The sequence below is a fragment of the Occallatibacter sp. genome (assembly GCF_049582745.1).
GTDB lineage: Bacteria > Acidobacteriota > Terriglobia > Terriglobales > Acidobacteriaceae > Telmatobacter.
On sequence record NZ_JBAUUO010000166.1, the window covers coordinates 51,455 to 63,883 of the forward strand.

The 12,429-nt window shown below is 58.6% G+C and carries 10 protein-coding genes; 4 read left to right on the forward strand and 6 right to left on the reverse strand.

The genetic code is table 11. From position 1 onward, the window contains the following. Positions 1-61: 61 nt before the first annotated feature. From WCA10_RS23410 to WCA10_RS23420, 3 genes are all read right to left on the reverse strand, one after another. On the reverse strand, positions 62-322 hold the full coding sequence (locus WCA10_RS23410; RefSeq protein ID WP_472824955.1) for a hypothetical protein: 261 nt from the start codon (positions 320-322) through the stop codon (positions 62-64). A 312-nt stretch (positions 323-634) separates the two neighbouring features. After that, a complete protein-coding gene (locus tag WCA10_RS23415) occupies positions 635-844 on the reverse strand; it encodes a hypothetical protein (protein WP_472824956.1) in 210 nt (69 codons plus the stop codon). Between the two features lie 205 nt (positions 845-1,049). Then, positions 1,050-1,223 carry a hypothetical protein gene (locus tag WCA10_RS23420; RefSeq protein ID WP_472824957.1) on the reverse strand — a complete coding sequence of 58 codons (174 nt, stop codon included), beginning with the start codon at positions 1,221-1,223 and terminating at the stop codon, positions 1,050-1,052. Positions 1,224-1,474: 251 nt separating this feature from the next. Here WCA10_RS23420 and WCA10_RS23425 point away from each other — a divergent pair, with 251 nt between their 5' ends. Further along, positions 1,475-3,916, forward strand: a complete 2,442-nt coding sequence (locus tag WCA10_RS23425) for an ABC transporter permease (protein WP_472824958.1) — start codon at positions 1,475-1,477, stop codon at positions 3,914-3,916. Positions 3,917-3,981: 65 nt separating this feature from the next. Here WCA10_RS23425 and WCA10_RS23430 read toward each other — a convergent pair whose 3' ends face one another. The 3 genes from WCA10_RS23430 to ppk1 all read right to left on the reverse strand — a co-directional run bounded on the left by WCA10_RS23430 (position 3,982) and on the right by ppk1 (position 7,749). Beyond that, on the reverse strand, positions 3,982-4,728 hold the full coding sequence (locus tag WCA10_RS23430) for a pentapeptide repeat-containing protein (RefSeq protein ID WP_472824959.1): 747 nt from the start codon (positions 4,726-4,728) through the stop codon (positions 3,982-3,984). 117 nt (positions 4,729-4,845) lie between these two features. Then, positions 4,846-5,436 carry a hypothetical protein gene (locus WCA10_RS23435; RefSeq protein ID WP_472824960.1) on the reverse strand — a complete coding sequence of 197 codons (591 nt, stop codon included), beginning with the start codon at positions 5,434-5,436 and terminating at the stop codon, positions 4,846-4,848. A 153-nt stretch (positions 5,437-5,589) separates the two neighbouring features. Then, a complete protein-coding gene (ppk1, locus tag WCA10_RS23440) occupies positions 5,590-7,749 on the reverse strand; it encodes a polyphosphate kinase 1 (RefSeq protein ID WP_472824961.1) in 2,160 nt (719 codons plus the stop codon). A gap of 248 nt (positions 7,750-7,997) precedes the next feature. Here ppk1 and WCA10_RS23445 point away from each other — a divergent pair, with 248 nt between their 5' ends. From WCA10_RS23445 to WCA10_RS23455, 3 genes are all read left to right on the forward strand, one after another. Next, a complete protein-coding gene (locus tag WCA10_RS23445; protein WP_472824962.1) occupies positions 7,998-8,672 on the forward strand; it encodes a hypothetical protein in 675 nt (224 codons plus the stop codon). A gap of 254 nt (positions 8,673-8,926) precedes the next feature. Next, the gene (locus WCA10_RS23450; protein WP_472824963.1) at positions 8,927-10,369 is read left to right on the forward strand and encodes a TolC family protein; all 1,443 of its coding nucleotides are present in this window, start codon (positions 8,927-8,929) and stop codon (positions 10,367-10,369) included. 2 nt (positions 10,370-10,371) lie between these two features. Then, a complete protein-coding gene (locus WCA10_RS23455; protein WP_472824964.1) occupies positions 10,372-11,604 on the forward strand; it encodes an HlyD family secretion protein in 1,233 nt (410 codons plus the stop codon). The last annotated feature ends 825 nt before the right edge of the window (positions 11,605-12,429 follow it).

The window sequence follows — 12,429 nt, forward strand, 5'->3', positions numbered from 1 at the left end:
GCCTTGTTGTCGCGGTTGCCGGGGCAATTGCGCGGGGAAGGATCACTTGAAAAGTTGAAGGTCATGCCTGCAGCGCCTGGTTTACGAGTTCCTGCAGCCTGGCATTCACGTTTCCAGCGCTCATGAAGATTGGGGTGCGAAGGCAGGTAAGCACCAGTTCCTGTTTTTCGGCGGAGTAGTTCCACTCGACTTCTACGCCCATTCTGCTCGCGCGTCCGCTGTTGCCGCTCATGGCTACGCCGGCGGTATTCGCTTTTTCAATCAGCTTCGCGTATTTCGCCGGAGTGATTCCTGAAAATACCTGCGGTGTGCTTGCTGCCATGTTGTTCTCCTGGGACTGCTGTAGATTACCTGTAAATCGGATTTTCGCTCCAGAAAACACAAATCCCGATCGAGGCATGACCCATGGATTCAGACTAGACCAATAGGCGAAATAACCTGCAAAACCAGGCAAGGTTTTTGCCGTTTGTTTTGAGCCGGTTAGACAGCGATGAGGAGACTAGGGTCTTGACAGGGCGAAAATCGAACGGGTTCCGGGAGCTTCGGTCGCCTGCGGGGCGGAAGGCGCTTGCTGGAGACGTATCCGAGGGCTTCACCCTGGATATCCCCGGACGTCGCAGGGGAAGGGACGCCGCTAGTCTTCGGAGGGGAGATCGTCGACGAACCAGTTGCGATTTTCGAGATTCGTAATGCGTTCGAGGTTGATACGCTTGATCTCGAAGAGACCGCGCTTCGCGTCAAAATCGACTGAAAAATCGACTGAAAAATCGCCGGTCGATTCCTCAGCCCTTCCTGTGTCGGAGCTTGGCTTCTCAGCGAGAAAGATTGTCGTGAATACCCGCATCGTCTCCACGATGGTCCCACAAATCCAGCTCCCTGCGAGCGATTAGTTGGTGACATTCGTCACGCAACCCGTAAGCGCGGCAGACACACATCCCCTTCTCTCGTGGGCGACAACGATTACCCGGCTGCGCCCCGGACGATTTGAATTACGCTTCTGCGTTGAAGCGCAAAACTTGTATGTCGCTGGTGAGCGATGAAACCGGTGTTTAATTGCCGCTGGGCTGCGCCGCTTCCGATGCCAGGTTGTTGATGGCTCCGGCAATGCACCTTTTCAGATCGGTTACGGTTTTGCCATCTTTCCCGGGGTAGATTGTGTGTTCCAGGAGATACAACGTGCTTTTAAGGATTTCTATAACGTTCAATGGAATTTCATAGGGCATGTTCTCACCATAAATTTCTAAATTTCGAAGAACTCAATCTATACAAACTTAGATGCTGGGGGGTCCGTGAGGGTTTACAGCGGCAGGTTTTCACGCGTCGTAATTTGCAGCCTGCTAAGTCGGCTAACCTACGGATTTTGCGGCCCGGGTTTGCGATTGAGGCAAAGTGCCGGACACAGCGGAATGCCACTATCCTATAGGCAACGCGCTGTGAGGCGTCATATGATCACTTATCCATTACGGGAGGATTGATGAACCTCTGGTTTCAGGATCTCCGCGTTGCCTTTCGTATGCTTCGCAAGAATGTGGTGTTGACCCTGGTGATTGTGGCGTCGCTTGGCATTGGAATCGGCGCCAATTCCGCCATCTTCAGCGTTGTGGACGCGCTGCTGTTGCGTCCTCTCCCGTATCCGCATCCAGACCGTCTGGCCGCTGTCTGGCTTCATTCTCCCGGCATCGGAATTCTGCGTGACTGGCCCTCTCCCGGCCAATACATCGACCTTCAGAACCAGAACCATTCATTTGACCAGATGGCGATTGCGCAGAGCCGCACATTTACATTGACCGGTCGCGAGCAGCCGGAGAGGGTGGATGTGCTCAGCACTCAATCGAGCCTCCTTACGATGTTCGGCGCAAAACCACTGCTAGGCCGCATTTTGCTGCCCGAAGAAGACGCACCTGGCCGGCCAGGTGTAGCTGTTCTCAGTTACGGAGCTTGGCAGCGCTTATTCAATGCGGACCCCGCGATCGTTGGGAAGAGTATCACCCTTAACGCGAAGTCATTTACCGTCGTAGGCGTCTTGCAGCGCGCCTTTATGCTCAACGCGGAAGTGATGCCGTCAGAAGGGCCAATGGATAAGGTGGACATGTTTCTACCATTGGCATTGGGCCCGGATGCCGCACAGCGCCGAGGCGATGAAAATTACAACATCGTTGTCCGTCTCAAGCCCGGCGTTTCCGTGCGCCAGGCGCAGGCGGATATCGACGTCATCGCGAACGGCATCCGCATCAAAGACAAGCGCGATGCCAGCTTTGGCATGGATGTGATCGGGTTGCAGCAGCAGGTCGTCGGAGACATCCGGCGCGCTTTGCTCGTGCTGCTCGGCTCTGTGTCGCTCGTCCTGCTGATCGCGTGCGCCAACGTGGCAAATCTTTTGCTGGCACGCGCGGCGGGCCGCGAAAAGGAAGTCGCGGTGCGCACGGCCCTGGGTGCGAGCTGGCAGCGGCTGGCGCGTCAATTATTGACAGAGAGCATTCTGCTCGCGTTCCTTGGTGGAGTGGCCGGACTGCTTGTGGCGCGGGTGAGCCTTTTGGTCGTACGCGCGATGAATCCCGGCAATATTCCTCGGCTCGATGAGATCGGGATCAATGGAGCCGTGCTCGCTTTCACATTTGGTCTTTCGCTCGCAACGGGCATACTTTTCGGCCTGGCGCCGGCATGGCGGGCCATCAAGCTTGATCCGAATTCATCGCTGAAAGCAGGCGGCCGCAGCGGACAAGGGGATGGGGGGCTATATCTCAGGCGGCACCGTTTGCGCGGCTTGCTGGTGGCGTCAGAGCTTGCGCTTTCGGTGGTTCTGCTGATCGGCGCCGGACTTCTGATTCGCAGCTTTGTTCGGTTGCAGAGCGTTGCACCGGGATTTACGGCGGACCATGTCTTGAGCATGCAGTTCGTCGTGAGCGACCCCAAGTATAAGGATCAGAAAATCCTCGCCAGTTTCTATCACGAAGTGGAAAGCCGGATCGCGCATTTGCCGGGTGTAGTTGCGGAAGGTACAGTTTCGGCTCTGCCGCTGACCGGCTCGGTGGGATGGGGAGGGATTCATGTGGAGGGGTACAATCCGCCACCGGGACAGGAGTTGCAAGTCGATATACGCGACGCGAGCACGAACTACTTTCAGACCATGCAGATTCCGCTGATCGCGGGCCGCTTCTTCGCGGATCAGGACAATCTCGATTCGCCCCAGGTCGTCGTCATCGACCAGAAATTCGCGCAGCGGTTCTGGCCGCACAATGACGCTGTGGGAAAACATGTCTGGTTCGATCCGAAAAAGCCGATCACGATTGTCGGCGTGGTGGGGACGGTCAAACAATACGGACTGGAAACGGACGGGAAGATCGCAACGTATTTCCCTTCGCAGCAGGGGCCTGACCGAGGCACGTTCCTGGTAGCCCGCTCAGCGTCCGACGATCCGGGACTTGCGAATGCCATCACTCGCGAAATTCACGAGGTGGACCCGACTACCGTGGTCTACGGGATTCGAAGCATGCAGGACCGCTTGTACGATTCGCTGGCGCGCCAGCGCTTCTCCAGCACGATGCTGGGAGCGTTCGCGTTGTTCGCGTTGCTGCTGGCGGCCGTGGGTCTATACGGCGTGATGTCGTACCTGGTCACGCAGAGCACACACGATATCGGCATCCTGGTGGCGCTGGGAGCGCGGCGCAAGAACATTCTTGCGCTGGTTATCCGGCAGGGGATGCAACTGACGGTGATCGGCATTTTCGCTGGACTGATAGGCGCGGTCGCGCTCACGCGCGTGATCGCGAGCCTGCTGTTTGGAGTGAGCGCCACAGACCTCGGAACGTTTCTGACGGTGCCGGCATTGCTGGCGGTGGTTGCATTGGCGGCGACGGTGATCCCGGCATGGCGGGCCAGCAGCGTAGACCCGATGGTGGCTTTGCGTGAAGAATAGGCGCTTACTCGACTGAGGAACCGCGCAGGATTCCAGCAGCGTGAAGGCTGCTGGGCGCTAATTAATCATTCGGCGTTGGCGTTTTCAATGGCGCCGTTTTTCAGTGCCCATGCGCGGAATCCTGCGGGAGCATTCTTGACGCCTGCGATGTTGGCGGATTGGATTGTGGCAATCTGCTGCCATGCAATGGACTGCAAATCGGCATTGCGCAGATCGGCGGAGGAGAGGTCGGCTCCGTCGAGTTTTGCGTCGTCGAGCCTGGTCCCGACAAGGTCTGCATCGCTGAGGTTGGCGTTGGAGAGCACGGCACGCTCGAGATTGCTGCCGCGGAAATTGGCGAAGTGGAGATTGGCGTACTCGAGATGAGCAGAGCCAAGTGCGCTGCCGCGGAGATCGGCGGCGCTCAAGTCGGCGCGCAGAAGATCCGCGTGCTCGAGGTGGATGCCCTGCAGAAATGCTGCCGAAGCGTCAACGCCGACGAGCGGAACCTTGTCGGCGTTCAGCTCTTGCAGGGCTTCGATGCGTCCGCCGCTGCCGCCTTTGCCCTGGGCGGTGTTGATGACCTGCCATGCCTGGTAGTGGCGCTGCATGACGCGGTCGCCGGACTCGCTGAAGTAAAAGATGACGCCGATCAGGACGGAGAGGCTGCCGAGATATTCAAGGACTTCAAGGAAGCTCCAGCGGCTGAGTGCGTAGGCGGTCCACTCCAGGATCCATTCAATGCGGCGCAGGGGAAGAAGCCAGCGGTGCTTGAAGTCCTTCTTGATGTCGTGCCATGGCGCGGGACGCCGCGAGAGTCTGCGGGTGATCATTCGTACCTCCACTGGCGGCGCCGGAGGGGGACACAGTCGCGCGCTTCCAGTGAGACTGTTTTGCGGCGCGGAAAGATACGAGAATCAGCGAGGGATGCGACGAAGGCTAGATTCTCGTTACTGATTACGCACCACTGGATGGGTTGGCCGTCGTGAATGCAGCAAACGGTGCTGAAGAACCACAATCGAGATCATCATCGAGGCTACGATTAGCACGATGCTGGATCGAATCCACCAATGAGTGCGCTTTGAGCTGTCCGGCTCACCGTTCTGTGTTGACCAGAGAAGGGTCAAAAGGCCTCTACGCTGATGCCACAGGATAATGAGCAATGATATGCAGATCAGCATCGAGATTACGTAGGGTCCGTAGTCATCAACCAAAATGAATATGTTGATAAGTAGGATGTTCACCATGATCGGAAGCATTGCGAGTGCTCCCATCAGGGTGGTCTTCCGGAACAACAACAGAGTCGCACCGACAACTTGCGTCAGCCCAAGGATGCAAGCGTAAACACGCGAGACGCCAAAGTAAAACCAAGTGAGCTGATAACCGTTGAGCGAACCGATAGGCCGTGGGGCGAGTTCGGACTGCAAGTTGAACTGGAAGTGAAGGAGCTTGCTTGTGCCGTACATGTACAGCATGAAGGCACAGAAATACCGCAGCCAGTGGAGCAGTCCCGGATATTCTTCTCGATCCAGGTCAGACATTGGTACTCTTCCTTATTCCCGTGAAATCTGCTGATTGCGGCGATCTGAAACGGAACGACAATCCCAAAAGGATGACGCTCCAGATGTTCGATTATTAGCGTTACCCATGAATTTTCCGTCATTCCCGATTGGGGCCTACTCTGACGGTGAGCCTTAGTCGGCGGCGTGGGCGGGTTCGGCGGGAGCTTTCTTTGGCCGCTTGGCAGGTGGCGTGATGGGCTTGATTTTAGGAAGCGCGCTTATATCGACCTTGCCTTCGGCGAGCTTCATCAGGAAGTCCTGGGCGGAAAAGGGCTGGCTATCTTGGGGCGCGGAGGCGCGTTTGTAGGTTCCGTCCGACTGCTGGATGCGGGCCTTGATGGTGTCGGCGAGGTAGGCGGGGAGAATCTCGTTGTGGATGCGGGCCTTGACAGCGGCATCGCGCACGGGAAAGACCACTTCGCAGCGCTCGAAGAGATTGCGCGGCATCCAGTCGGCGGAGCCGAGGTAGATTTCGTCGTCGCCGCCGTTGGCGAAGTGATAGATGCGCGAATGCTCAAGGAACCGGCCGACAATGGAGCGGACGCGGATGCGGCTGGAGAGTCCTTTGACGCCGGGGCGAAGGATGCAGAGTCCGCGGATGATGAGATCGATTTCGACGCCGGCGTTGGATGCGTCGTAGAGAGCCTCGATGACACTGGGCTCGAGTAGCGCATTCATCTTGGCGACAATGTGCGCGGGGCGTCCGGCGCGGGCGTGTTCCATTTCGCGGCGGATGAGGCCGAGGAAACTTTCCGCCATGGTGAGCGGGGCGACGAGCAGCGGGCGGTAGTCGTCGATCTCAGCGTGCGCGGTGAGGTAGTTGAAGACCATGTGCACGCGCTCGGTGATCTGCAAATCGCAGGTGAGCAGGCTGAGGTCAGTGTAGAAGCGTGCGGTGATGGGGTTGTAGTTGCCTGTGCCGAGATGGCAGTAGCGGCGGGTGACGCCGTCTTCGTCGCGGCGGACCAGCAGGGCCAGCTTGCAGTGCGTTTTGAGTCCGACGACACCGTGGAAGACCTGCACGCCGGCGTCTTCCATGCTGCGCGCCCAGCGGATGTTGGAGGCTTCGTCGAAGCGGGCCATCAGCTCGACGACGAGCGTGGCTTCCTTGGTGGCGGCGGCCTCGATGAGCGCGGAGAAGACGGGCGAGTCCTGGCTGGTGCGATAGAGCGTCTGCTTCATGCTGACGACGGCGGGATCTTCGGCGCCCTGCTGAATGAAGTCGACGACGGAATCGTAGGAGTCGTAGGGGTGGTGGAGCATCACGTCGTGCTGGCGCAGCTCGTCGAAGATGTTGGTTGACTTGCGGCTCAGGTGCAGCGGTTTGGGCGTGAAAGGCGGGAACTTGAGGTCGGGGCGCAGAATGTCGCTGTAGAAAAACATCAGGCGCGAGAGATTGACGGGACCGTCGCCGCGAAAGACCTGGTCTTCATCGAGTTCGAAGTTGACGCGCAGGCGTTCCACGATTTCGGGGTCGGCGCCGGTTTCGATTTCAAGGCGCACGGAGTCGCCCTTGCGACGGTTGTGAAGCTCGACGCGGATGGTTTCGAGCAGGGAGCGCGCTTCTTCTTCTTCAAAATAGAGGTTGGAATTGCGGGTGACGCGGAAGGCGGTGCGCGATTGCACTTCATAGCCGCGATACATGCCGCTGAGATTCTGCGCGATCAATTCCTGCAGCAGCAGGTAGTCGAATTTGCCGTCATCGGCGGGGAGGCGGACGAAGCGCGGCAGGGCGCGCGGGACTGTGACCACTCCCAAGACTTGCGGGCCGGAGCTTTTACGTTTGCGGCGCATCAGCAGGGCAAGGCACAGGGCTTTATTCAGTACGCGCGGGAAGGGGTGCGCGGGATCGATGGCGATGGGAGTGAGGAGCGGATCGACTTCGCGCTGGAAGTAAGCCTGGGCGTAGGCGCGCGCTTCTTCATCGAGTTCATCCCACTCGAGGAGCCGGATGCCTTGCTTGCGCAATTCGGGGAGCAGCGATCCGTTCCAGCATTGGTATTGCGCATCGACAAAGGTGTGGATTTCGGCGGTGAGGGATGCGAGCGATTCGTCGGGGCGCAGACCGTCGTAGCCCTGCTCGCGGTAGCCGTCTTCAATGCGCTGCATGAGGCCGGCCTGGCGGATTTCGACATATTCATCGAGATTCGAGCCGGTGATGGCGAGAAATTTGACCCGTTCGAGCAGCGGATTGGACGGGTCTTCCGCTTCTTCGAGGACACGGCGATTGAATTGCATCCACGAGTGGTCGCGTCCGGTAAAAAGCTTTAGTTTCTGCTTCGTTCTGGCCATGAGCGTGAGTCGAACCGTGTTGGCAAGTCTACAGCGTTTAGCGGCGAAACTGGAATGGGCGGTGTGAGTTTGTCGGAATGATCATGGTTACAGGAAAGGGTGGGCAGTGAGATTAAAGGGATGCAAAAAGCAGGGAGAAGCGGAACGAAAGCGGGTGGCAATGGATTGACCCGGGACAGGGGATGGGTTGAGGATAGAGATTCGGTGGTCCCTGCTTTATCCCCCCCCAAAGATGAGGTGCGCTTTCGATGAATGCCAAAAACAGATTGATTCCCCAGCAGCCGATTCCGGCTGGAGCCGAAGAGTTTTCGAAAAAGGTGAGCGGTCTGCTGGACGGCCGGCCGAAGGACGAAGCGACGGTGAATCGGGCTCTCGAAGGCATGGATGCGATGCTGGACACCATTGCTGCGGGGCTCTACAGCATGGCGTCGATGCTGGTGGGCGAGGGGGAAGACAGCATCGGGCTGGTCGAGATTGCGGTGGCGCGGACCGAGATTTCGCGAGGCGACGCCGCGGAATCGCGGCAGAGCAGCAGGAAGGCGCTCTGTACCGCGGCGATTGAATTGATTGCCGAGCGGAAGCCGGGAAGCCTGGCGGCGCCGGAGGGCCTGGAGCATGCTTCGACCTGCATCGAGGACGACGATCTGGAGTCGGCGGGGATTTCGCGCGAAGAACTGGAGCACATGCTGGCCGGCCCGAACCGGCAGAGCGTGAAGACGTGGATTGAGAGCCTGGCGACGCCGACGCGGGTGATTTTTGTGCTGCGCGCGGTGGCGGGACTTTCCGCGGACGAGACGGCGGCTCTGCTTTCCGCCCACGGAGGGCCGGGTGCCGGGGGATGGCATGCGGATGCGGTACGGGAGATCTTCCGGCAGGGCTTGTGCTCGCTGGCCTCGCAGCTGATCCATGCGACGGCGCGGTAAAGACAGTGAACAGTGAACAGAACCCGACGGTCAGTCCTCGGAGGGAGTCCCTCGTCCGCCAGTGGGGAGGCCTGCCACAGCTGTTGACCGTTCCCAGATCACGATCCCTTGCCCACTGTGCACTGTCCACTGTTCACTGTCCACTGCTTTTGTTTCGGTACACTAGATAAAGAACCTGCCTGCCCGCATCGGGCATCTATTGGAGTGCAAACAACTTTCCGGCGGATTTGCGAGCCAGGATTCAAAGACGATCGATGTCCTCAGACTGTAGGAAGTACCCAAACAGTTTTTGTGCCTATGCAAGATTGGCGCTGATGGTGGGAGCCGCGGCGACTTCGCAGGTGCCTGCGCAGCAATTGCCTTCGCAGATTCCGGGACAGAGCACGGGTCCAACGGCGCAGAGTTTCCAGGGAAGCGTCGCTGCGGGGCAGGCAACGGGACAGACGATCGATTTTTCGCTGGACGAGGCGATTCAGCGGGGTCTCAAGAATAACCTGGGCGCAATTCTCAGCGGGACGCAGACGGCGACCGCGCGGGCGCAGCGGTTGAGCGACCTGCAGCCTTTGTTGCCGGATGTGGAATTCAACGCGCGCGAAGCTGTGTCGCAGGTAGACCTTGCCGCGCAGGGCTTGCGGATTCCGGGATTTCCAACGATTATCGGGCCCTTCGGCTACACGGATCTGCGGGCATCGCTGAGCTGGTCGCTGGTCGATGTGAAGTCGCTGCGGACGTATATGGCGGCGAAACACCAATTCAAGTCGGCGGAGCTTTCAGCGCAGGACGCGCGCGACATGGTGGTGCTGACCGTGGGCAACGCGTACATGCTGGTGCTGGCCGACCAGGGGCGCGTGGAGAGTTATCAGGCGCAGGTGGCGACGGCGAAGGTTTCGCTGGACCAGGCCAATGCAAATCATGACGCGGGCACGGCGCCGCGGCTGGATGTGCTGCGGGCCCAGGTGGACTATCAATCTCTGCAGCAGCAGTTAATCGTGGCGCAGAACAGCCTGGAGAAGGATAAGCTGGCGCTGGCGCGGGCAATCGGATTGCCGCTGGAGCAGAAGTTCAACCTGTCGGACAAGGCGCCATACGCCATATTCGACAAACTCGATGTGGATGCAACGATCAAGCAGGCACACGCGAATCGCAAGGACCTGGCCGCCATGCTGGAGCAGACCAGGGCGTACCAAGAGCAGCGCAAGGCAGCGACGGCGGATCGATATCCGACGGTCAAATTTGACGGGGACTTTGGCGACATCGGCGTAAATGTGCGGCATTCGCACGAAACCGGCGATGCGCAGGGAACGTTGAGCGTGCCGGTGTTCAGGGAATACGGCCTGCGCGGCGAGGCTGAAGTTGCCCAGGCGCAGCTTGACACGCAGAAGGCGCAGTTAAGCGATTTGAATGCCCAGGTAGACGCGGATGTGCGCGATGCACTCCTGGATATTGAGGCGGCGCAGAAGCAAGTTCAGGTTGCGCGTTCAAGCGTGGACCTGGCAAACGAAGAATTGAGCGATGCACAGCAGCGCTACGCCAACGGGGTGAGCGACAACCTGGCCGTGAGCCAGGCGCAGCAGTCGGTAGCGCAGGCCAATGATCAGTATGTTTCCAGCCTCTATCGAGACAACGTGGCGAAGTTGAGTTTGGCACGCGCGCTGGGAGCTGGGCACGACTACAAGAGTTATCTGGGAGGGAAGTAAACGTGGCGGATACAACCACAACAACAGTGCAGGCGCCGCGGGATGAGAGCACGGAAGTGACGCCGCCTCCTTCTCGCCGCAGAGGAATCATCATCGTCCTGGTGGTGGTCCTGGTGCTGGTAGGACTCGGCTTCTGGTGGCACTCCACCTACTACGAAGACACCGATGACGCGCAGGTCAATGGACACCTGATCCAGATCAGCTCGCGCATTGCGGGCCAGGTGATCCACGTGGATGTTGACGAGAATCAGCTGGTGAAAAAAGGCGATCCCATCGCTGAGCTCGATCCGCGGGATTACCAGGTCGCGGTGGAGAATGCACAGGCCGCGCTGGCCAGTGCGAAGGCGGCGGCTGCGGCGGCGAATGTGAATGTCCCGATCACATCGATCAACACGGGCAGCAACCTGACTTCGGCAGGTGCGGATGTGAGCGCTTCGACGGCATCGATTTCGCAGGCGCAGCAGCAACTGGCGGCGGCGCATGCGCAGGTGGTGCAGGCAGAAGCGAACGCATTGAAGGCGCAGCAGGACCTTGACCGCTACAAACCGCTGGTCGAGAAAGATGTAATCAGCAAGCAGCAGTACGATGCTGCGGTGGCGGCGGCGGATGCCGCGAAGGCCGCGGTGGAAAACGCCCATGCCACAGAGCGCGCTGCGGGTGATGCGGTGCGTGTCGCCAATGACAAGGCATCCGCGGCGCAGGCACAGTTCAAATACGCGCAGACCGGGCCGCAGCAGGTAGCGGCGCAATCGGCGCGCGCCAAGCAGGCCCTGGCGCTGGTGGCGCAGGCGCAGGCGCAGCTCGACCAGGCCAATCTGAACCTGAGCTACTGCAGGATTGTGGCGCCGGTGGCGGGAATCGTCACGCGGAAGAGCGTGGAGATCAACCAGAACGTGTCGACGGGACAGAACCTGCTGACCCTGGTTTCGCTGGAAGACCTGTGGGTGACGGCGAACTTCAAGGAGACGCAGTTGAAACACATGTCCGCGGGACAGCACGCGGAGATCAGTGTGGACGCGACGGGTAAGAGCTACGACGGGCACGTAACGCAGATTGGCGGCGCGACCGGTTCGGTGCTGTCCTTGTTTCCGCCGGAGAATGCGACCGGCAACTACGTAAAGGTGGTGCAGCGGCTGCCGGTCAGGATCGACTTTGACAATCTCGACAAGGAAGATCCCAAGCATGAACTCAGGCCCGGGTTGAGCGTGGAACCTAAGGTGCGCGTAAAGCCGTAGAACAGTTGTCAGTTTTCAGTCGTCAGTTGTAGGTGAAAAGTTGTCGGCGATCAGTTGTCAGTGATCAGTTCGTTTCGCGGTTTCGCCAGCTCTTCGATTGAATCGGAGAGCTGGTTTTGTTTTTGGAAGCAGTCTCTTGTCTGATAGCTCCTGAGAATGCCGAATAACCTGAGGGATGTTTCGAACGAGACTTCTGTATTGCGAAACTTCCGTATTTGCGGTAGTTCTTCAACAATCTCAAACCGCTTGTCATCCCGACCGAAGTGGAGGGATCCGCAGTTGTCCTTCATTCATTCCGGCGCTAATCCATCCGAGAAGATTAGTTTTGTATCAGGGCATGAGTTTCAGTCATGCCGCAAAGCCGCAAAACACGCCCGGGCTTTAACCCCTGAAATATGCAACCTCTGAATTGAAACTTCCCCATCGGCGGTAATCCAACCGCAATCGCTCTTTTCACCTCATAGCGACTTCACACGGCTCGGTTATCTTGGTTGAAGGGGACTACGAGAATCGATGCTGGATGGACGGCGCAACATGCTCTCTCAGGATGAATTTGTGGCTGAAAACGAGAGGTTTTTCGCGCCAATCGGCCCAACCCTCATCGATTTCGCTCGACGATACAATCTGTTTCTTGAGAAGTACTATCATGACGCTCCTTGTTGGAGCCTATGCTTTTCTCCGCCGCAGGGTGGGTTCGCCAAGCTAGAGCATTTCACTAGTTACTGTGCACGGGGTCATTTGTGTTGCAAGCTAGGAGTGGCGATTGTCCGCACACCCAGATGCCGGAACCATACTCGAACGATCTGCGAGGGAAGTTCTTTGCGG